The organism is Coleofasciculus sp. E1-EBD-02 (assembly GCF_040218245.1).
GTDB lineage: Bacteria > Cyanobacteriota > Cyanobacteriia > Cyanobacteriales > Coleofasciculaceae > Coleofasciculus.
Genome location: NZ_JAVJQN010000026.1, coordinates 1 through 22299 on the forward strand (window position 1 = coordinate 1; position 22299 = coordinate 22299).

Consider the following 22299-nt stretch of genomic DNA (forward strand, 5'->3'; position numbering starts at 1 on the left):
GGCAAAAAACGGATTGGCATCAAACTAGAATATGTAGAAAAACCAATTCATCGAAAGGACGGCTACAGCTATGCGTGAAAAGTACCCAAACGGGAAGAAATGTCTAGATGTGTCCAGAAAATAGCAAACAGCTTCTAACCCCAAACTTAAACAAAGGGCGGGTTTTGCAACCAAATTAGGAAAGACAATTTATATTAGTCCTTAAACCCGCCCCTAATCCAAACTATATGCCGTGAACTCTAGACAATATCCCTAATTCTCTCCCCTAGTCCTATCCCATCCGCCATCAAACCAGCAACGAGAATGCCAACTCAAACTATTGAAATTCTCTCCCCTGAAGAACTGCGCCGCACGGTCACTCGTTTGGCATCTGAGGTGATTGAACGCGCCGGAGATGTGTCTAAACTTGTCCTTTTAGGCATTTATACTCGCGGAGTTCCCCTCGCCAAGCTGCTAGGACGGCAAATTGAAATGCTAGAACAGGAATCAGTAGCGGTAGGCGCGATCGATATTACTTTCTACCGCGATGATTTGGATCAGATTGGCGTCCGTACCCCAGCGAAAACCGAGATTTCCTGTGATCTTTCAGGCAAAATTGTGGTATTGGTCGATGATGTTATCTTTAGTGGGCGCACGATTCGCGCCGCCCTCAATGCGGTGAATGAATACGGTAGACCCGAAGTGATTCAGTTGTTAGTTCTGGTCGATCGCGGACATCGTGAGTTACCGATATGTCCCGACTTTACAGGGAGACAGCTACCCACCTCTAGAGACGAACAAGTTAAGGTTTACCTACAGGATGTTGATGGACGAGATGCTGTGGAGTTAATCAAAGTCTTCTAGTGCATCGTTTGCTGAAATCTGCTGCAAACTCTCCTACCCTCCTACCCTGTTCTCATTTTCCAGCACATGACAGAAACCCAAACGCGCAAAGCCGATCACATCAGAATTTGTCTCAATGAAGATGTGCAGTTTAATCAAATCACCAATGGATTAGAACGCTATCGCTTTACCCACTGTTGTTTACCGGAAATCAACCGCCATGAGATTGATATCTCTACCCAATTTCTGGGTAAAACCTTAGGCGCACCCTTACTCATATCCTCCATGACTGGGGGAACCCAACAGGCGCAAACGATTAATTTCCGCCTTGCTGAAGTCGCCCAAACGTATCAATTAGCCATGGGTGTGGGTTCCCAGCGAGTCGCGGTGGAGAATCCGCAAGTGGCGGATACCTTCGCCGTGCGATCGCTAGCACCGGATATTCTATTATTGGCGAATTTGGGTGCGGTTCAACTGAACTACAGTTACGGCTTGGATGAATGCTTGCGCGTGGTGGAACTGTTAGCCGCCGATGCCTTAATTTTGCACCTCAATCCTTTACAGGAATGTATTCAAACGAACGGGGATACCAATTTTCGCGGCTTACTTGACAAAATACACAAATTGTGCTGCAAGTTGCCTGTACCTGTGATTGCCAAAGAAGTCGGCAATGGTATCTCAGCCCCCATGACACAGAAACTACTTGACGCAGGGGTAAGCGCCATTGATGTCGCGGGTGCTGGGGGAACTTCTTGGGCAAAAGTTGAAAGTGAACGGGCATTAAATCTCAAGCAACGTCGTTTAGGACAAACCTTTGCCGATTGGGGATTACCCACAGCCGATTGTATCAGCAGTATTCGAGACATTGCCCCGGATGTTCCCCTAATCGCTTCCGGTGGATTACGCAATGGGTTAGAGGTTGCCAAAGCGATCGCGCTGGGTGCGGATTTAGCTGGATTAGCCTTTCCCTTTCTCCAAGCCGCATCCGAGTCTACAGAGGCGGTGAATGAACTCGTGGAGTTATTAATTGCGGAAATAACCACGGTACTATTTTGTACAGGAAATGCCAATCTGTCTCAACTCAGGCAATCTGACGCCTTACAGAAGTTAGGATGAATGTTTGTAGTAGGCAATGCGAGTGCCAGAAGCGAAGACAGCGCTTACTACAAACTCTAAAGTCAGTGATATTCAAGTTAGGATAGAGGCAGTTGTCCGTCAGGATAGCTATAGTTTATTGGTCTGGTACTCAGCGCTGGTTAAACAGATAACGAATAACTCATAACGGATAACCCGAAAATGCGTAAATTTATTACCCAAACCCTTGCCAGTATGCTGGGTAGCCTACTTGGTTTTACCTTATTTTTCGGTATTGGTACCGTTGGACTCATCAGTTTAATTATCACAGCCGCATCCAGAGATACTGGACCCCAAGTCAAAGATAAATCAATACTGGTTTTTGACTTATCCTTAACGGTTCGGGATACCGATCCGACATCCAGCACCAGTCGAGCGATTGAAGAAGCACTATCTGGAGAAGAAACCGACACGATTACATTACGCACGGTTGTCGATACCTTAAACGCGGCGGCGGAGGATTCCCGAATTGTGGCGCTTTACCTGGATGGATCACAGACAAGCACCAGTAGTGGTACAGGATTTGCCACGCTAAAAGAAGTCCGAGAAGCATTAGAACGGTTCAAAGAAAGCGGCAAAAAAATTATTGCTTATGATGTGGATTCAGGAGAAGGAGAATATTATCTGAGTTCAATCGCCGATACAATTGTCCTCAATCCCATGGGCAGCCTGGAAATGAATGGCTTTAGTTCTCAGCCCATGTTTTTCACGGGGGCTTTAGAAAAATTTGGGATTGGGATTCAGGTGATTCGGGTGGGTAAATATAAGTCAGCCGTGGAACCCTTTGTCTTGAAAGAATTGAGTTCAGAAAACCGACAGCAGATCCAAGCGTTACTAGAGGATTTGTGGTCAGAATTTCGGACAACGGTGGGGAAAAGTCGTCAAGTAACGCCCCAAGAGTTACAAGCGATCGCGGATACTCAAGGTATCGTCTTGGCATCAGATGCGATCGGACGCCGCTTAGTCGATAAAGTGGGGTATTACGATGAAGTCATCGCCCAACTTCAGGAACTCACGGGTGAAAGTGAAACAGAGAAATCCTTTCGTCAGATTCACCTGTCCACCTATGCGGATATCGCCGATAAACCTGAACATCAACGCGCTTCTAAAAATAAAATTGCTGTACTTTATGCCAGTGGTGAAATCGTCGATGGTGAAGGAAGTGTCCAAGAGGTGGGAGGGGAATCCTTTGCCGCACAAATGCGAAAATTGCGCCTTGATGATTCAGTAAAAGCTGTTGTCTTACGAGTGAATAGTCCAGGGGGTAGTGCTACGGCGTCTGAGATTATTCAACGGGAAGTCAAACTCACTCGCGACTCCAAACCTGTAATTATTTCCATGGGAGATGTAGCTGCATCTGGGGGATATTGGATTTCCACCTATGGTAACCGGATTTTTGCCGAACCCAATACTGTAACGGGTTCAATTGGCGTGTTTGGATTACTGATGAATGTTCAACAAATTGCCAACGAGAATGGGATTACGTGGGATGTGGTGAAAACGGGACGTTTGGCTGATCTGCAAACCGTTTCTCGTCCCAAAAGCCCGCAAGAGTTAGCCCTAATCCAAAACATTGTGAACCAAATTTACACTAAATTCCTCGATAAAGTTGCTGAGTCTCGCAAGCTACCCAAAGATAAAGTTGCCCAAATTGCTCAGGGGCGAGTTTGGTCAGGTATTGATGCTAAACAGTTGGGATTAGTGGATGAAATTGGCGGACTCGATGATGCGATTGAGTATGCCGTCAAAGAGGCAAATTTAGGCAAGGATTGGAAATTAGAAGAATATCCGCGATTCCAAACCTTGGAAGAACGCCTGATTGAAGAGTTTGTCGGGAATGATAGTAATAAAACGCGACAGCCTGATCTCTTAATGGCAGAGTTTATGAAATTGAAAGAGGATTTAGCCATGTTACAGGCGCTGAATGATCCAAAAGGGATTTATGCGCGTCTACCGTTTAATTGGCGGTTCGATTGAGGAAAGTAGGCGATTAAAATCGCTGCTACACAAACCAAGTCCGCCTGCGCGGACTGGATTATAAAAGGAGTCGTTAACCCCGATTTTGTATAAGGAAAGTAGGCGATTAAAATCGCCACTACACAAACCAAGTCCGCCTGCGCGGACTAGATTATCAAAGGAGTCGTTAAACCAGCCTTAAGTCTTTAAGTTGGATAAATCATAAAAGAGTTTTGATTGTAGAGACGTAGCCTGCTACATCTTAGTTTTAAGTTTGAATAAAAAGAGCCAACGATGCAACTTGAAGACTATTTCAATATTCTCACCCATTGGTTAGAGTGGGGACAAAAAAGGAGGCAAGAACAACGACGGAATCCATCACCTGTGGTGAGAAATCTCATGCAATTAAAGGCGGAAAAAATCACATTATATCCAGAAAATCTGTAGGGTGCGTTAGCGTAGCGTAACGCACCATTACCACTTATTGCTGGAGGAGCTTTAGATAACCAATATCAAGACCAAATTATTTATCTACCCATTTGAATTTTTAGAAATATTTTCGTTAAAAGTATTCTTCAAGTCCAAAGCTTGCTCCATATTAGTCAAAGAATCATGGTTTAAACTTTCTGAAGAGGATGTAGTCGGTATGCGTAGATTAAACGCGATTACTATTTGATTATTCTCTATACTGATATTACTTATATTAACTACGCTCTTTTCCGGCAACAAATCAGTAACGGCTATATCAGCAGGTGGTTGAGCTTTATAACCTGCCTCGTCAAGCCATTCTGTAATATTTCTCCAATTTTCTATTTTTTCATTACATTTGTTTACCAAACTTTTAACATATCGATACAAAGTGGCACAAAGATCGGTTTCCACTCCCTTAACATTCTTACCCAGCTTTTCGGCTATTTCCGTCGGACTATAACCGCAAAGCAAACCCCGCAAATGTAGCTTCTCAACGGGTGTCAGACGTTTGCCTTTAGCCGAAGCGAGGTCTGTATACAGTGTGTCCAAGTCCCAGTGGTTTGACGCCTGGGTAAACTGCTCATCGGTGGATGTCATAGTTGAAGCACTCTAAATTCCTGATGTGATCCTAATATAAATCCTGATGTGTGTCAGGGAATGGCTAGTTAAATTTAGCTTATTATAAAAAAATAAACTACATAAACGTCTGAGGTCTAGAGCCGAAAGACATACAGCAGCTTGCAACCGCGTAAGTTCAATTCTTTCACCTCTTATCTTTACCCTTTAATCTACGTGTACTGCATTCAAGTAAAAACTGCTGTATTTTGAATATATTTTAGCTAAAATAGCCATGGATGATTAAATTATGGTTCTTAAGGCTTTATTTCAAATACCAGAAAATATTTCTCTAGAAGAAGCAGATATTTTATATATTACTAAGTATACTCTACGATTTGGCGATGATGTTTATCAATGTAAAAATGTCACTGGATTTGGTATAGGCGAAATCAAACAGCGAGTGCCAATTTTATTAATTTTTATATTGTTTGTTATTGGATTTTATTTAAAGTTTGTTTTATATAATCAATGGGGTTCTATACTACTAATTGCGGATTTGATATTAGGAGTGTTGAGTTTAGCTAGACCCAAACAATATGGACTGCAAATATACCTAAACTCTGGTGACAAGAAACTATTTGTAACCAGTGATATAGATTGGATAAAACAGGCTGTCAGAAAATTATATTATTTTATGGAAAAGGCTCCAGAAGGAAGTTCTATGACTATTGAAATTGGAGGAAATATTCAAGGCAACATTATACAGGGGAGTAACGTGGAAGGTCGCAATCATTGACAACATACATTTCATTGACCGATAAAGCTTACATTGAATTGAGAGGAATTTTGATATGCCAGATAACTCCATCAGCATTAGTGGAAATGCAACAGGTAATATAATACAGAGTAGTACGGTTAAAGGAAATGTCTCGGCAGCTATTAACGAACTACCGGCATCTAACGATCCTGAGAAACCCGGCGTAAAAGAACTGCTGATCCAGCTAAAAACAGCTATTGAAACTGAACCCAGTCTAGATGATAAGAATAAAATCAAAGCATTAAAACAAGTAGAAGCCTTGGCAAAAGCGGCTGAAATTCCCCAAGAGGGAGAGAAAAAAGAACAAGCCGAAGATGCCTTGACCATGCTGAAAGGAATTTTCTCTAGCTTACACATGGGGGCAACGTTGTTTCTAGCTTGGAATAAATTAAAGCCAATGTTGTCTCAGCTATTTGGACTTGAATAATTTATTGAGATAAAAAAACAGTCCTCACCCTGACTCATTCTTGTCCCATGAACTCGGTTAACTTCTGTTGATCAATCCAATCGGCAACAACAGAGACAAAAGCCGCCGTTGACTCATAAGGTAAAACATTGCGACCCGGAATTTTACACCCCTGACCTTGGGGCAAATGCTTGATATAGTAATCTAAGCGTTGCTCTGGTGTTTCTAATTTACCCTCGCGACTGATACTGCTGGCTTCTTCACCTACTACCACAAATGTCGGTTGCTGAATGGACGCAATAACCTGTTGATAGTCTTGTCGCCAGAACCCAGATAGGAACGAAAAAACAGCGTGGCGACTAGCGGTATCAGCAGCACCTTTTCTGAGACTGTCTAACCATTGTTCATCAATATCGTCTGGTTCAGCAAATAGCTGCTTCGAGGAAAACGAACGCAAAAATTGACGGCGACGGGCGTAGCGATAGAATAGACGACCAAAAGGCGAATCAAACAGATTCCAGGCAAGTTTGTGCTTCAACGTAGAGGTTTCCTGAGTCATTACAGCCCAAGACGGTGGACCCGACAATACCAATCCTTTGACATAATTTGATGCATCTGGCAACTGGACGAGAGAAAGGGCTACGGGTAATTCTGCACCTTGCACCACCACAATAGCGGGTTTTTTGACAATAGTCTGTAAAAAATAATTTAACTGCTGCGCCCAATCTGTAGGATGATAAGCAACATGGGGCATATCACTGTCACCACATCCGAGTAAGTCAGGATTATAAATGGGTTGAGAATATCCCACTTGATACCACTGTTGGCAAAAGCGATACCAAAACCAACCTGATAACCCGACGCCAATCGGATGCAGTAACACCAATGGTGTATCGCTAGCCTGATTCGGCTGATAATATTCGTAAGCACAACGATAATTACGCCAACTGTAAAATTCAGTTGTTGCTGACGGGATGGAGGAGTGTGAAGTAGTCGTCATAAAAAGTCAACAGTCAAAAGTAATAAATTATGTAGGGGCGGGTTTAGCCATTAAAACGACTTGTCATCAATAAATGAACAACAAAACCCGCCCTAACTTATTGATAATATATCAACAAAACCTGCCCTGATTCAATTGTCGGGGCGTGACACAGTGCGTAGTAAGGGGTTTAGCCTTTGGTTTTTTTTGTTGAGCGAAGTCGAAACCCAACCTACACCCTCCACTATTACGGACAAATGACATAAGACGAATGACTAAATCAGAGACGATACTGGCGAATATTTTGTTGATTCGCTTCACCAGTCCGTACCCAAAGACTAATCGGAACCGCATTTCCCCAAGCATCAACTTTAACTTCCATAACAATAGGCGGAATTTGTTGGGTTTGTTCAGGATTGGCAAGTCTTGCTGCCCGCAGATCTTCATTAATCTGATTCCGTTCTGCTTCAGGCATAGTATAATTTTCGAGTCCATACTCAATTAATCCCCGTTGGGCAATTCCTCTCAAAACAACCTGATTATTGTTGAGATTGGTAGGACGTTTGAGATTCAGAGAAATAGGTTCCCACGGTTGTGGTAGTCCAGGCAACCTGAGTGAAATCGGTTCTGCTAAAATTACATAAAAGTGAGTTCCTGGCTTGATAAACATTACGGTGTTGTCATCACTTTGTTGTTTAGGTAAATTGTTCCAACCTGGTAAACCGCGTAATTGCTCTTGACTAGAAATGTCATATCTCATAGTCTGAGAGTAGCCTCGCAACAGATTGTAGGGTTCTAAGGGGGCTGTTTGCAAAATGATGTTTTTACCTGTGATATGAGTATAAATCGCTTGGGCAGGAACTGACAGAATTAACACAGTCTGGAATAAGAGAGTCAAAGCAAATCGTCGGAAAGGAATAGAATGGGTCGTGTTATTTGTCATTTGAATACTCATTTATCTTGAGAATGTTAGAGCTTCTAGATTAACTAGGATAAATGCGGCTCTGTCTGTATCCATAATAGCTATGATTCCCCGGAGATTATCGTAAGTAGGTTGGTGGAAATAAACTTAACTAGATTAAGTTATGTAAACAAGCATCAAACCCTTACTGTTCCCTGTTCCCTGTTCCCTGTTCCCTAATCTCCACCGCTAACTTTAATTGAGTCCACCTACTTAAGTACAACGTTTTCAGACTTGATGTGATACACTCTTTCCAAGATTATAAAAACACTATCTCATAGTTCCTATACTACACTGTGTTAGAAAGTCTGTACAAATATTTGAAGACGGTTCTGAGATTAATCGCTTTTATTGTACTACAAAAAACTACTTCAACTTGAAGTACGGAATGTGAGTATTGTTCGCTATGGCTCTGATGATGTACTTAACCCTGCACCAGAAGCGTCTAAGGTATTCAAAATTGTTGATGAAGCGGATATAGGATAAGAGTAGCTCAATTATGCTTGACAAAAGGAACTGAGACCAGTAATCATAAATTTTAAAATTTTGTGGTTTTTGGTACTTACTGTGCGAATTTGTAGTTGAATAAATAATCGTCTTACTGTCAACACTCAAGTTATGGAAATAATTTAATAACCCAAATTAAAGACAATTTGTTTGTTAAAAAAATGAGAAAATTAAGTCAAATATTTTTTGGAAAAACAGGCAGCAAAAACAAAAAAACGATGCCAACTTCAATTAATGACCCGGATTGGCAGAAACGGAATTGGTTTCGTCTTGCTTTAAGCGTAAAAGGGTCAGTCATTATAGCTGTTTTACCTCGCGTTATCTTATGCAGTGTTTTTGGGTTGGTTATTTCACTCTTTTATGAGCTTGGATTTTCCGTATCTTTGCCCGTTTTGAGTGGACTGGTTCCCAGTATTGTCTTAGGTTTACTCTTAGTTTTCCGAACCAATACGGCTTACGAACATTTTTGGGAAGGTCGTAAAATCTGGGGAATGTTAGTTAATACAGTTCGTAACTTGGCTCGCCAGATTTGGACTGCTATCGCCGAAAATAACTCAGAAGATAAACAGGCAAAAGAAGAAACATTGCGCTTATTAGTAGCGTTTGCTGTAGCGACTAAGCAACATCTCCGAGGAGAGCGATCGCACCGTGAGTTAGAACCGTTGATGTCAGCAGAGCGGTATCAAATCCTCCAATCCATGAATCACCCACCCCTGGAAATTGCTTTTTGGATTGGAGATTATCTGCAAAAGCAGCACGAACGGGATTATCTCAACACCTATCAACTCACTGCCATGTTAAAATTACTCGATATAATGGTTGACCTTTTAGGGATGTGTGAACGGATTCTCAAGACTCCTATCCCTTTAGGTTATTCGATTCATTTGAAGCAATTGTTATTAATTTATTGCCTATCACTGCCATTTCCGATGGTTAGCGAACTGAATTGGCTAACTGGCATAGTTGTAGGAGTGATTAGTTTTGCTGTGTTTGGGGTTGAGGAAATTGGCATTGAAATCGAAAATCCCTTTGGTTATGATACCAATGACTTACCCTTAGATACAATTTGCACGACAATGCAACACAATATTGAAGATTTAATCACGCTAGAGCCTTTTGTGAGGCATTGGAAAATGACCAATAACCAATAAAAAATGATAACCTACTTGCCATGCTAAACGGTTATCGAATTATTGATGCAGACGCCCTAACACCTATCCCCACCATAACATTTATTCAGCAGCCCCTATTTAGAGTGTTGAGTACGAATATAGTATTCAAAACTTACCCCAGCCGCTATAATACCGCCACCGCACAGTAAAAAGACCAGGGATTTGAATAATAAATCGGTATTGTACTCAACCATTCGACTTAAGACTTGCAACGTTAACAGCACCAACCCTCCCCAGAAAAAACGTCGTTGGGCTTGGGTGATTCCTTTACGGATTATACCGATCGCTAAAACGAGTAACATTAAATTGAACGTTAATACTGCCGCGATATCTAAGGAACCCGTCTTTAGATGCCAATAGGGAATGACGGCGCTAATTACAATCATGAAAGCCACAAAGCTAGTTGTTCGATCGCACTGACGCCACCTATGCAGCCATTCCAAAATTGTTAAGCTGACGAAGATAAACAAATTGACCAAAATATACCACGGTACATGAAAGGCGTTATTGGCAGATGGCATAAAGGAAACATTCCACATCCAATAGAACGATAAGAGAGAAAATAAGAGACTGAGGAAAATAATGGCAAGTGTGCGGGCTGTACTCTCGAAAGACTTAGCATTAGAAAGATACCGTCTCCAGAACCTATCCCTGTACCCCCATAGTAATGCTGGCGGAAGGGCGCAAGCGATCGCGCTAACCCAAGCTGGGGCGATTAAAACGTTGAGGCTTAGTAAGTTCACCTCCAATGAATAAATCACCGCGATCGCACCGAGGCGAAATATCCACCGAGAACCACACCAGTAGGCTAAGGGGATAAACATCATACCCGCGACTACGGGCATAAATCGTACCATCAGCCGCAGCCATGCTATCTCTCCAATCGCTAAAAATTCGGGTTGTCCTTGTCCCTGAATATATCCAATTCCGATCAAAAGGGCAGAAAGTATGCCTAAGCCAGTTAACCGCAAGCTATACGCCATCCCCAAGACGCCAACTCCCCAAAGCAGCAGCAATTGGTAAGCAGGTCTATTTTGCTGAAAGAGTTGGGAGATCAGCGCCATATTTACTCCCAATATCAGCGCCCCTAGCACCAGCAATATTTGTCCTAAACGGCGTTGTCCTCCTTTAGGACGTTGCCACAAAACAAAACCTGCTATATTGAATCCAATAAATAGCAGTAGGAGTAACGCCACTTTCAACTCTCGCGACCAAACTTGCCAGTTAGCGGCAAAAAACGCGATCGCGCCTACGCCTAAAAGGATACTACCGATCAGCAGCAGAATCGAGACAAATTGGTTACGGGAAGCCGTTTCGAGTTCCCCAAATTGATAGCGTTGGGCAAGTTGTTCATAGACAGAGGGATCAATTAACCCCTCACTTTGCCATTGCTGTGCTTCTTGACGCAACTGACGACGAAACTTCTGGGAAGGCATATTAGCATTTTAGTCCGGTTTCACCTCTTAAAATGTTGTAACATTTCAAACATTCGAGTTGGTTGGGTAGAGTCAATTCTTCTTGCTCCCCTCTTGCTCCCCTCTCCCAAGCTTGGGAGAGGGGCTGGGGGTGAGGGGTTGAGCTTAAGTTGACACGGATGTCCCTAAACCCGCCCCTACAGATACTATCTAAATCTAGGCGAAATAAAAATGAAAATGCAATTGTTATTATGACCCATTAATTATTGTTTATGACTTTTCCAAATAAAGTTTTCGGGCATTGTCACAGAGAATCGCATAAGCAACTGATTCAGCTTCCTTTGCTGTCAAATCACCATCCTGAATCGCCCCATCTAACACCTGACTGAGCACCTCTCGCCCCCATTTTGCACCTAAATAATACAATTCTGGGATATTGTGAGCATCTGAGGAATACATCAGTTTACTGGTTGGCGTCAGTTCTAACAGTTGCTGAACTGTTCGACGCATTCCAGCATGACTCAAAAACGGAACGGCTAATCCAAAATCTAGATAGACTTGAGGATAAACGGATGCTAAATATCCAGCTTCCTGACTATAGGGATAAGCCGCGTGTAGTAGGACAATGGGGACGTTTTCAAAACGTTTATCTTCAAGGAGCGATCGCAGATGCAAGGGATTGCTCAAGCGCAGATCCAAATCCGGGTCACCAAACCCTGTATGAAATTGTATCGGTAACTGGTATTTGCCAGCAATTTCTAGAGCTTGGGTGATTACAAAATCAATAAATGGCTTGTCTGATAGGCGTAAGGATTGACTTGACGTTGGCTTGATTTCATAAAATCGTTGTTTAGCAAACGCCTTGGGTGTCCATTGAATATCTAAACCTGTTCGGTAGGCAGCAACACTTTTAAATCCCACAATTCCAGCCGATGGTGGATCAAGCTGACTGCGGAACCGTTCCCAAAATGTCTTAAAATTGTCTGACTCTATAATCAGCTTTTCTGCTAGATATTCCAATCGCAAAATCCGCTGCACAGGAACAAATTGCTGATGCCATTCCAGTGGCAGAATATCACCGGGCAAAAAGCCATCATCGAGAAATATTGCCTCAAGCTTAGAACCCTGGAAACATTTCTGCGTGAGTTTGTCTAACCCTAGTTGTCGGCGATGTTCAAGAATTACAGCTTCTGTTGGCTCACAATCCAAAAGTTGAGCAATATCCCGTAAACTACGACGGTAAAACAGGCTATAACGGGCATGATGATTAATAATATCAGGATGATACCCTTCCGTAAAAGCCGCTGTATAAGGATAACGTTTTGTGGCGGAGGGGTTCAGTAGGTTGTGAGCATGTTGATCGATCGCGGCAATGTCCCAGAGGTTGACCATTATTTTGAATTTATGGTTTATTATTCATAATTTAGTGTAGTTTCTGCCAATTTTACCAGTATGTACCATAGACATATTGAAAAGGTAGCACTGTTCTGTTGATGACAATTGCTCGAAAGTTAACTAAAGAGGATAATAAAACTCGACATGCTTTATTTTGTACACAATGAAAACCTATTACCGTGACTTTTTAATTCGTGACTGGGAACCGCGCGATCGCGTCAACGCCGCCGAGGTGATTGGTTCAGTCTTATCAGAATACGGCTTAACCTGGGAACCTAGGGGAGCCGATCGCGATGTGGTTGACGTCGAAACCTTCTATCAAACGGTTGGGGGAGAGTTTTGGGTAATCGAATACCAAGGTAAAGTTGTGGGAACCTCGGCGTATTATCCAGTCGAACGCGGCAAAAACGCTGTAGAAATTCGTAAAATGTACCTGCTTCCAGAGTTTAGAGGACAAGGACTCGGTAAATTTTTGTTGCAACAGCTTGAGGAAACAATTGCCAACCGGGGTTTCCAACAAATTTGGATTGAAACCGCCAGCGCCCTCAAAGAAGCCATCCAGCTTTATGAAAGTAGCGGCTATCAGCCCACCACAGGGGTAGAGACAAAGCGGTGCGATCGCGTTTATGTTAAACAACTAGAGTGTAGGGTTGCTGAATAAGTATTGTGGTTAGGAGAGGGAACAGGGAACAGGGAACAGGGAACAGGGAACAGTGTGAGAACATGTCACCTCTGTAGTGGCGTGGCACATCTAATTTGATAGAGTAAGCCCACGCCCAGAAACTGTAGGGGCGCAAAGACTTGCGCCCGATTCAATGGTCAAATCTAATCCACAATTTTAGCTGTGTCATATCATGTCCTAACGATTACCCATAATTGCAATACTGTAGCAACAAAGGTTTTAGGGGTTTTTATTAGGGGTGTTTGACCGGACATGATATCAGTCCAGAATGTAAGCGGAACCTTCTTCATGAAGAGTAACCCAACGCCATCGTTAACCTGTTGGGTTTCGCTATCGCTCTACCCAACCTACAAGAACGTTTTGTACAAAACTCCCCCTGGCTGAATTTTGAATTAACTCTCTCATCTCCCAGACGTGCCATGGCACATCTCTACAACTTCTGCTTCCCAACCAACCAATAGCTGATCATTTTCCCTTTTCCCTTAACCGCGATCGCGCCCCGTTCTTCAAATATATACTGATCCTGCAAACGCTCTTTTGTCGCCACCGTCACTTGAATTTTCCCCGGAAGTCCCAACGATTCCATGCGAGATGCCACATTCACCGCATCTCCCCAAAGATCATAACTGAACTTTTTGATCCCAATTACACCAGCCACTACCAAACCCGTATTAATGCCAATGCGAATTTGGAAGGGTTCCCCTTGTGGTGTTTTAAACTGTTGAATGGCTTGTTGCATATCCAACGCCATGTTTGCAATTGCCTCAGCATGATGATCATTCGCGATCGGTAAACCTGCCACCGCCATATAAGCATCGCCAATGGTTTTGATTTTCTCAATGCCATGTTTTTCGGCTAATTTATCAAAAACCGAAAAAATATTATTTAATAGATTAAGCAGTTCTAAGGGAGACATTTGAGCCGAAAGATGTGTAAAGCCGACAATATCAGCAAATAAGATCGTGGCTTCAGTAAATTGTTGGGCTAAACTTCCCTCAAACTGTTTTAATTGGTCAACAATAGGCTTAGGTAAAATATTGAGTAATAACCGTTCTGACTTTTCTTGTTCTAAGCGTAGGGCTTGTTCCGCTTTTATCCGATCGCTAATATCGGACTGGATGCCGACAAAATGAGTCAGGTTGTTTCTATCATCATAAATGGGGGAAATTGTCAATTCATTCCAGAACGGTGTTCCGTCTTTCCGGTAATTGAGTAAGGTAACGGTGCAATTTTCTCCGGCTTTAATCGCCGCACGGAGTTGATCAACGGCTGGCTGACTGGTATCTTTTCCTTGCAAGAAACGGCAATTATAACCCAGTACTTCAGCGTCAGAGTAACCCGTGATTCTCTCAAAGGCAGGATTAACATAGATAAGCGGCATATCTGGCAAACGTGCATCAGCAATGACAATGCCGACACTGCTGGCTGCGATCGCTTGATCGCGTAGCTTAACGGTTTCCTGGACTCCTTTTCGATATGCGTGACTACCTCGCCAATTGCTTCCGGTGACATCTTGGGCAATACCATGGCTTACACTATTGTGATAGGCTCCCAAACGCCAAGATAGCCAACGATAGCTTCCGTCTCGGCAACGAAAGCGATTTTTAAGGCGAATTGGGGTTTTATTATCCTGGAGAGTGTGACATTGATTCTCCATATCAAAAGTGAATGCCACATCATCAGGATGAACAAACTCTAACCAAGGGCGCGATCGCAGTTCATCTAACGTCCAGCCTAGAGTCTTTTCCCAAACTGAGTTGAGTTCTCTAAAATACCCGTTACTATCACGGATACACAACAAATCAGCAGAAAGAGCGAAAAAGGCTTGGAGAGATGCTTCCCCATGGAATAGGTTTGGCTCATTCTCCTCACAAGAAGGATTCATTGGACATGTTCCAGGGAAGATTTACGGTCGGTTTTTGCACCCTCTATCAAAATTTTTTATGCAATTTCAATTATTACATTGGCGTCATAAAGTGTAGAATCATATCATAGATAGCGCTTTTTCAACATTTTTGCGAAAAAGACGCTAGATATAGTGGGTTTTTGGCGTTTAGCGTTTAGATGTTTGATTAACGACTCAATGCGTCTAAAAAGCTCTGTAGTGTAGAGAGAAACCCTGGTTTTTTGGGGGCAGGCGCGTCTTCTGAGTCACCGCTACCCGTTACTTTAGCAATAATCAGTTCTATGGCATCTCCTACAGGTTTTTGCGGTTCTTCAGCAATAAGCTGATAGGCATTTTCCTTTTCCAGCCAGATTTGCCATAGTCCCGGATAAACCCGAAGTAGAGCCGCTCCATCCAGAGGTTGGACGTAGTAACAAGAAGTTAGGGTACTGAGAAACCGTTCACGGAGTTGACGGGCGGCGTAGCCAATACCCACCACTTTCAGATCTTCAAGCTGAGGCGTGAGTAAGACACAGGGGCGATCGCCTGCCAAATTGCAGAGTTTTTCCACTTGACTCACTTCCACCGCCGAAGGGGAAACAATCAAAAACGCCTCATCCTCTGGCTGAATCCTACTTTCGACAGGGGAGCGACTTGTACCAATGTCTGTCACTTTAAACGGCGTTTCTCCCCAGTCTCGACGGGCAAGTGCCGCCGCCCCAGCATCAGGGAAGAGAACCTTTAGCCCCGAACCATACTGTTCAAAGATCGGGGTAAATTGCCATGCAATGGATTGGGCTTGCAGGGCAATCTCTGGAAACACTAACTCGACTTGCAGGCGAGTGTATCCATCATTGAGGGCGGCTTGTGTGGCTTCGCGAGCTTGAGCGATCGCTTCGTCTAATGTTTGAGGAAGTTCAGCCATCGGTCATTTGTCCTTTGTCCTTTGTCCTTTATCCTTGATTTTTTGTTCGTCGTGTCCTTTCAATTGTAACGAACTATGAATCACAAACGGGAACAGGGAGTCGTTTTGAATTTTGAGTTTTGATCGCCCCCGCTCCGACCAATGTTTAAGACTTGTAGCGATTAGGTCTGAAGCGTGATTGCACCAAGGCATAAAAAGCCAGCGCTCTCCCGTGAGGGGAGCGTCTGGTACATCATTGATGAATCCCCTTTAGAATGCAGGGGATTCGCAAGAGTAATTGTCAGCGCTGAGTCGTTTACGCGCTGGCTTGTTCCAACACCTGGGAGGAGTTTCGGACTAACTGGAGATAAAGATCACTGAGTTGATGCGCCACACCATCCCAGCTAAACTTTTCCTCCACCCGCCGTCTTGCCCTTTGACCCAATTGATTGCGCCAGTCGGGGTGAGATAGAATGCGGTCTATTGCCTCAGCAAAAGCCACCTCATCTTTAGGCGGTGCCAGTAATCCGGTTTCTTCGGGTACGACAGTAAATTGCAACCCACCGACATCACTGGCAATAACTGGCGTACTACAAGCCATGGCTTCAATTGCCACGAGACCAAAGGGTTCATAGTGACTGGGAACCACACAGACATCAGCCGCCGTATAGTAAACCGATAGAAGTTCATCGCTAATGCGTCCGGTAAATGTGGTAATATGCCTCATCCCCAGTTCATCAACGATCGCCTCAATCCGTTCTCGCTCAATCCCATCACTATGACCGGGACGTGATCCGCCACCAATAATCAGTTTCACTTGGGGATCATGGCGTATCTGAGAGCAACCCACAGCGCGAACCAGAGTTTCTATACCTTTACGCGGATCAAAGCGTCCCACATAAAAGATGATTTTGTCATCAGGATTCCATCCTAATTCAAGTCTTGCTTGAGGGCAGTCAATCGCCCCAAAGCGTTGAATGTCTGTGCCACAGGGAATGATCTGAATATGACCCTTACTCGAAACCAGCGATCGCATATGGTCTTTTTCCTGGGGAGATGTAGCCACAGTGCGATCGGCTGTCTCTAACACCGCTTTTTCCACATCCAAGCGAGTACCAGCAATCATGGGGATCGCTTCGACTGACTGGTACTTCACCGCACCTAGAGAATGGTAAGTATGAACTTGGGGAATCGATTGCCGCTTTTTCCATTGCATCCCCACCCATGCAGAAATCCAGTAGTTGGTATGCACTAGGGAATACCGAACACCTTCCCACTCCTGAAACCTCAGCAAATTATCTAAGAACTCGCCGGTATAGCCAAAGATCTTATCCCGTGGGACAAATGCCTCTGGACCGGCTTTCAAACGAATAGTCCGACAACGTGGACTATGGTCTACGATGACAGGATCATCAGCATTGGCTTTTCGGGTAAACATATCTACATGCCATCCCAGATGGGCAAGGGCTTCACCCAGATGGCGCACGTAAACATTCTGTCCACCCGCTTCTTCCTTACCAATTTCCACAGCGGGATCGCCATGAACTGAGATGAGAGCAATATGCTGTCTACGTTTACTGGTCATAAGTTGGTCTAATCCTCGATTTCAACAAGGGTTAAGCTTAATTAAGCGTTTGATGCTTGTGCGGCTTTTCCCTCCGCTCAGATTTTTGGTTGAGAAAACCTTAAACGCTGAGGGCTTTGTCCGCATCAGACTACAGGATGGTAAATGCTGTGAACCCTTAACTTACAAGCAACCAAGGGTGAATTAACCCTTGAGTGGGAAGACTTGTGCCACATTTCCCTCCCTTTTACTTTTCGCAGAAAGAATTAACTAACTGAAACGACGCCGGATTGGGCTGGTAATTCCCTACTATAGAGCTTGAGAAATGAGTTCCTCTTTCAGGTCATGGACGGCTTTACCAGACTACACCAAATTTCATCGGAAACCTCATCATTGTTGTATATAGCTTAAAGGGTGCAGACTTAGCAATAGCTAATGAAAAGAGCTGAGTTTTACTCGTTTGAAAAGAGTATAGCCTCTAGAAATCAAAGTTGCAATATGTAAAGAAAAATTTAGTTATGTAAAGACGCACACAACCGGATAGGTGAGTAATTTGCATCCACCCACTAGACAAAAAGGGGTTGTAATCTGCTATGATAGTCAAGCACCGCCTTGGAGAGGTGGCTGAGTGGTCGAAAGCGGCAGATTGCTAATCTGTTGAAGTGTTTAGGCGCTTCCGAGGGTTCGAATCCCTCCCTCTCCGTTTTATTAACTCCTCAAGTTGAACTAAGTTATTGGTTTAGCGTTTGCCGTAGCCAGAAATCAGTCATCCTGATATGACAGTAGCTGGGATAGCAGCGAACAGGACAAAGGACAAAGGACAAAGGACAAAGGACAAAGGACAAAGGACAAAGGACAAAGGACAAAGGACAAAGGACAAAGGACAAAGGACAAAGGACAAAGGACAAAGGACAAAGGACGAATGACGAATGACTAAAGCAATGCTTTGAGTAATGCCTGAAGCTTGAGTTGGATTTCTGCCAGTTCTTTGTCGGGGTCAGAACCCGCCACAATTCCCGCCCCGGCGTAGAGTCTAGCGCGGTAGGTGTTGTCATGATTTAGAGAAGACGGGTTGCTGTCGATTAATGCTGAGCGAATACCGACAATGAACTCACAATTGCCTTGATAGTCAATCCAACCTAACGGGGCTGCATAGAGGGAACGGTCAAAGGTTTCGTAGCGGCGGATCTGTTCTTGAGCAATCTGGGTAGGAACACCGGCTACAGCAGGGGTAGGATGAAGCTGGGCAACAATGTCTAGGGGATGGACATTGGTAAACAGTTGTGCTTGGATTGGTGTCCATAGATGCTGGATATTAGAGAGTTTAAGCAGTTGGGGCGCAGGTAAGTATTGGGGGATGAGTCCCAACTCAGATAGGCGTTGAGTGATAAAATCTAGGACAAATTGGTGTTCACGCTGCTCTTTTTCAGAACCAAGCAAGCGATCGCCAAACTCAGCATCTTCAGTGGCTATCCTTCCACGCGGCGCTGATCCAGCCAAGGCATCCGTTACCAAGAGATGGTCACGAATACTAATTAACCGTTCAGGACTCGCACCGAGAAAGTTCTGTCCTTTACCATTGCTGGCACAAAAGATATAGCAATCCGGATGGCGTTGGCGCAGATTATCTAGGGAGTGGACGAGGTTAAAGGGCTGGTGGGAAAAAATATCAACGGCATTAGCCAGAACAATTTTACTAAATTCATTGGCATCGATAAAATTTAAGGCGGCGACCACGGCTGACTTAAAGGCTTCAGTATTTATGGATTTTGGCGGGATAAATGGAGAACAATTAATCCGAGTCAGCGAACTGGGTTTATGCTCTGAAAATTTAATTTCAGCAATTTGATTATATAGGTCTTGCAAGAGTCGTTTAATGTTGACGTGAGGATCAACTTGAACATTCGCCACTACTGTACCGCTATTCCCCCGAAACGCCACTTGCCACCGAGGAAGAAAAATGGTAGCGGCTCGAAATGGGGACGGTTGATTTAAAGCAAAAAATGTAAAAAAGCAAAAAAAGTGCGGTCCGGAAAACGAGATAGTTTGATTTTGTTGAAGCCAAATCCAAGTGTCTTTTAGATAATTATGAATGACAGTCTTAGCGTGTTGGAATCGATTGATTCCTTCAAGTTCAGCATAGATAGTCGCATCAATAGCCAGAATCGCTTCATTTTCCTTTCTTTTTTCTAAGTAAAACTGGAATGACTGAGTTCCACCAAGAATCTGGAGTACCGCCAGTGGATCAACCCTGGGAATTTGCACAGAAATACTGGCAATTTGAGTGCAGCCTTTCTCAAGAGATGCCTGCTGACAAGCGACAAGGAACTGGTATAGCTCCTTGTGGTCTGGCAAGCGATCCGTATGAGATGATAAATACGCCATGTACAAGAGGATTGCAGATTTTCGGTGATCCAGGCAAGACAGTTTCCCCAGATGTCGGCTACACGACTCAACGTCTGCCTTTCTATCTACCATTGCATATTTTGCCCGGTCAGCCATAAGGGAGTTAATCCAGTTGACTGAATCCCCCGCCTTATGGGTAAAGTGTTACCTGTTGCCTCAGCCCGGAAAAAGTGGAATGAAATTGCCTGATGGTCCAACGTTGCCGTTTTTTGTGCAAACGCTGCAACTCATCGCTGATCCGCTTAAATTTCTCGACCTCTGTACGCAGCGTTACGGCGATGCCTTTACCCTCCGCTTACTAGGTCGGAACTCCCCACCTGTGGTCTTTTTCAGCCACCCCCAGGCAATTCAATCCATATTTACCACGTCCTCTGATAAATTTGAGTTGGGTAAAGTCACCGATGTCTTCCGCCCCCTGACGGGTTCTACCTCCCTGATTATGTTGGATGGACAGCAACACCAGGTCATGCGGGGGTTGTTGATGCCGCCTCTGCATGGGAAACGGTTGCCCACCTACAGTCGGCTTATACGGGATATTACAACCGATGCGATCGCGGATTGGCAGCCCGGATCATCCCTTCCCATTCGGGACTACATGTCGGAAATTTCCCTCCAAGTCATCTTACGGGTGGTGTTTGGTCTTAATTCGGGCGATCGCTATGACAGGCTGAAACAACTGATTGAACCATTCTTGAACAATATCACCTCCCCCCTGAACTCCATCCATTTTTTCTGGACACCATTGCAGCAAGATTTGGGTGGGTGGAGTCCCTGGGGCAAGTTTGTACGGCAACGGCAGCAAATTGATGATTTAACTAATGAGGGGTTTGGGGAGCTATAAATCTCGCGCCATACATTTCGACTTCGCTCAATGTTGGCGCTGAGATGCCTTCACTCCCCAAGTCAATTGAGTGAGGCTCAATGCCTCCGAAATTGAATCTTACCGCAACTTGACACTTACAGTAAAAGACATTATGATCAGTGTATGCTGAATCTAAACTACACCTATCGAATCTACCCTGATGCTAAACAAGTCGAGTTGCTCAATGAGTGGCTTGAAACTTGTAGAGGTGTCTACAACTATGCCCTTAGAGAGCTAAAGGACTGGATTGCTTCAAGAAAGTGTCCTGTGGATAGGTGCAGTAAGGAGTCAGAATACATAATGAGTGCTGATTACCCTTTTCCTGGATATCAGCAACAACAGAATAATTTACCCAAAGCTAAAAAAAATTACCCTAGGTTGAAGTCAGTACCCTCTCAGGTATTGCAAACAACCATCAGACGGCTGCATGATGCTTGGGACTTCTTCAGGGATCGGGGTTATGGGTTTCCAAGATTCAAAAAGTATGGGCAAATGAAGTCGATGCTTTTCCCTCAATTTGTAGTCAATCCAATAACCGGATGGCAGATCAAGCTACCCAAATTGGGAAAAGTTCAGATCAATTTACACCGCCCAATCCCTGATGGGTTTGTAGTTAAGCAGGTTAGGGTAATTAAAAAAGCGGTGGGTTGGTTTACCGTTATCAGCATTTGTTCTGATATTTCTATCCCTGATGCTGTGCCTCATGGTCACTTTATTGGGGTAGATGTTGGATTGAATAGTTATTTGGCTACCAGTGATGGCTTCGTAGAACCGGGGCGCAAATTCTTCAAGAATATGCACCGTAGGCTTAAAGTGCTGCAACGCAGACTATCCAGAAAAGAGAAACGTTCTAGGAACTACGAAAAAGCCAGAAGCAAAGTAGAGAAATTACACAACCATATTGCATTCAAGCGAAAAGACTATCAGTACAAGCTAGCCCATAAGCTATGTGATATGGCGGGAACTATCTTCCTAGAAGACATTGATTTCCGCACCATGGCTAAAGGATTCCTGGGCAAACATACGATTGATGCAGCGTTTGGTCAGTTCAGGGATATCCTCTATTATGTGGCTAAACAACGCGGTGTTTATGTCGCTGAAGTTGACCACAGAGGCACATCCCAAACTTGTCCAAATTGTCGCATTGAGGTTAGGAAAGAACTATCTGATAGGTGGCATAGTTGCCCAGAATGCAAATATGAAGTCGATAGGGATATAGCCTCGGCACAGGAGATTTGTAACCGAGGTTATGAGCAACTGAGTACCCAGGGACTCTGGGGGAAAGAAATTGGCTGTCAAGTCGGGCTGTCGGGGGCATTTAGCCTAGATAAGTGGCGCAGGGCAGCAATGTCCAACAGTGATGTTGGAAGCCCACACCATAATCTATGATTTGGTGTGGGAGG

At 44.0% G+C, this 22299-nt stretch carries 19 protein-coding genes and 1 tRNA gene; 11 read left to right on the forward strand and 9 right to left on the reverse strand.

Going from position 1 to position 22299, the window contains the following annotated elements; genetic code table 11:
* Positions 1–303 precede the first annotated feature (303 nt).
* From pyrR to RIC07_RS04560, 4 genes are all read left to right on the forward strand, one after another.
* The gene (pyrR, locus tag RIC07_RS04545) at positions 304–843 is read left to right on the forward strand and encodes a bifunctional pyr operon transcriptional regulator/uracil phosphoribosyltransferase PyrR (protein WP_446393472.1); all 540 of its coding nucleotides are present in this window, start codon (positions 304–306) and stop codon (positions 841–843) included.
* 66 nt (positions 844–909) lie between these two features.
* A complete protein-coding gene (fni, locus tag RIC07_RS04550; RefSeq protein WP_446393473.1) occupies positions 910–1938 on the forward strand; it encodes a type 2 isopentenyl-diphosphate Delta-isomerase in 1029 nt (342 codons plus the stop codon).
* Positions 1939–2118: 180 nt separating this feature from the next.
* The gene (sppA, locus tag RIC07_RS04555; RefSeq protein ID WP_446393474.1) at positions 2119–3933 is read left to right on the forward strand and encodes a signal peptide peptidase SppA; all 1815 of its coding nucleotides are present in this window, start codon (positions 2119–2121) and stop codon (positions 3931–3933) included.
* Positions 3934–4206: 273 nt separating this feature from the next.
* Positions 4207–4359: a hypothetical protein gene (locus tag RIC07_RS04560; protein WP_446393475.1), complete on the forward strand. Its 153-nt coding sequence runs from the start codon at positions 4207–4209 to the stop codon at positions 4357–4359.
* Between the two features lie 84 nt (positions 4360–4443).
* Here the strand turns inward: RIC07_RS04560 and RIC07_RS04565 are convergent, their stop codons facing one another.
* Positions 4444–4980 (reverse strand): helix-turn-helix transcriptional regulator, encoded by a 537-nt coding sequence (locus tag RIC07_RS04565; RefSeq protein WP_446393476.1) that lies wholly within the window; start codon positions 4978–4980, stop codon positions 4444–4446.
* A gap of 268 nt (positions 4981–5248) precedes the next feature.
* Between RIC07_RS04565 and RIC07_RS04570 the strand changes: the two genes are divergently transcribed.
* Together RIC07_RS04570 and RIC07_RS04575 are read left to right on the forward strand one after the other, a co-directional pair.
* Complete coding sequence (locus RIC07_RS04570; protein ID WP_446393477.1) at positions 5249–5737, forward strand: DUF6232 family protein; 489 nt, start codon at positions 5249–5251, stop codon at positions 5735–5737.
* 55 nt (positions 5738–5792) lie between these two features.
* Positions 5793–6185 (forward strand): hypothetical protein, encoded by a 393-nt coding sequence (locus RIC07_RS04575; RefSeq protein ID WP_446393478.1) that lies wholly within the window; start codon positions 5793–5795, stop codon positions 6183–6185.
* A 34-nt stretch (positions 6186–6219) separates the two neighbouring features.
* On the opposite strand, the gene RIC07_RS04580 is transcribed toward RIC07_RS04575, so the two are convergent.
* On the reverse strand, positions 6220–7164 hold the full coding sequence (locus tag RIC07_RS04580; RefSeq protein WP_446393479.1) for an alpha/beta fold hydrolase: 945 nt from the start codon (positions 7162–7164) through the stop codon (positions 6220–6222).
* 259 nt (positions 7165–7423) lie between these two features.
* The gene (locus RIC07_RS04585; RefSeq protein WP_446393480.1) at positions 7424–8086 is read right to left on the reverse strand and encodes a GDYXXLXY domain-containing protein; all 663 of its coding nucleotides are present in this window, start codon (positions 8084–8086) and stop codon (positions 7424–7426) included.
* A gap of 743 nt (positions 8087–8829) precedes the next feature.
* Here RIC07_RS04585 and RIC07_RS04590 point away from each other — a divergent pair.
* Positions 8830–9762, forward strand: coding sequence for a bestrophin family protein (locus tag RIC07_RS04590; protein ID WP_446393481.1), 933 nt, complete (start codon positions 8830–8832; stop codon positions 9760–9762).
* A 95-nt stretch (positions 9763–9857) separates the two neighbouring features.
* Here RIC07_RS04590 and RIC07_RS04595 read toward each other — a convergent pair whose 3' ends face one another.
* Together RIC07_RS04595 and RIC07_RS04600 are read right to left on the reverse strand one after the other, a co-directional pair.
* Positions 9858–11219, reverse strand: coding sequence for a DUF2157 domain-containing protein (locus tag RIC07_RS04595; RefSeq protein WP_446393482.1), 1362 nt, complete (start codon positions 11217–11219; stop codon positions 9858–9860).
* A gap of 249 nt (positions 11220–11468) precedes the next feature.
* On the reverse strand, positions 11469–12590 hold the full coding sequence (locus RIC07_RS04600; protein WP_446393483.1) for an amidohydrolase family protein: 1122 nt from the start codon (positions 12588–12590) through the stop codon (positions 11469–11471).
* 166 nt (positions 12591–12756) lie between these two features.
* Between RIC07_RS04600 and RIC07_RS04605 the strand changes: the two genes are divergently transcribed.
* On the forward strand, positions 12757–13254 hold the full coding sequence (locus RIC07_RS04605) for a GNAT family N-acetyltransferase (protein WP_446393484.1): 498 nt from the start codon (positions 12757–12759) through the stop codon (positions 13252–13254).
* 451 nt (positions 13255–13705) lie between these two features.
* Here RIC07_RS04605 and RIC07_RS04610 read toward each other — a convergent pair whose 3' ends face one another.
* From RIC07_RS04610 to RIC07_RS04620, 3 genes are all read right to left on the reverse strand, one after another.
* Positions 13706–15160 (reverse strand): adenylate/guanylate cyclase domain-containing protein, encoded by a 1455-nt coding sequence (locus tag RIC07_RS04610; RefSeq protein WP_446393485.1) that lies wholly within the window; start codon positions 15158–15160, stop codon positions 13706–13708.
* A 187-nt stretch (positions 15161–15347) separates the two neighbouring features.
* Positions 15348–16085 carry a DUF1995 family protein gene (locus RIC07_RS04615; protein ID WP_446393486.1) on the reverse strand — a complete coding sequence of 246 codons (738 nt, stop codon included), beginning with the start codon at positions 16083–16085 and terminating at the stop codon, positions 15348–15350.
* A gap of 295 nt (positions 16086–16380) precedes the next feature.
* Positions 16381–17649: a glycosyltransferase family 4 protein gene (locus RIC07_RS04620; protein WP_446393487.1), complete on the reverse strand. Its 1269-nt coding sequence runs from the start codon at positions 17647–17649 to the stop codon at positions 16381–16383.
* Positions 17650–18242: 593 nt separating this feature from the next.
* Here RIC07_RS04620 and RIC07_RS04625 point away from each other — a divergent pair.
* Positions 18243–18331: transfer RNA gene (locus RIC07_RS04625), tRNA-Ser, on the forward strand.
* A gap of 230 nt (positions 18332–18561) precedes the next feature.
* Here the strand turns inward: RIC07_RS04625 and RIC07_RS04630 are convergent.
* A complete protein-coding gene (locus RIC07_RS04630) occupies positions 18562–20013 on the reverse strand; it encodes an isochorismate synthase (RefSeq protein WP_446393495.1) in 1452 nt (483 codons plus the stop codon).
* 196 nt (positions 20014–20209) lie between these two features.
* Between RIC07_RS04630 and RIC07_RS04635 the strand changes: the two genes are divergently transcribed.
* Both RIC07_RS04635 and RIC07_RS04640 read left to right on the forward strand, forming a co-directional pair.
* Positions 20210–20875 carry a cytochrome P450 gene (locus RIC07_RS04635; RefSeq protein ID WP_446393488.1) on the forward strand — a complete coding sequence of 222 codons (666 nt, stop codon included), beginning with the start codon at positions 20210–20212 and terminating at the stop codon, positions 20873–20875.
* A 144-nt stretch (positions 20876–21019) separates the two neighbouring features.
* The gene (locus tag RIC07_RS04640) at positions 21020–22285 is read left to right on the forward strand and encodes an RNA-guided endonuclease InsQ/TnpB family protein (protein WP_446393489.1); all 1266 of its coding nucleotides are present in this window, start codon (positions 21020–21022) and stop codon (positions 22283–22285) included.
* The last annotated feature ends 14 nt before the right edge of the window (positions 22286–22299 follow it).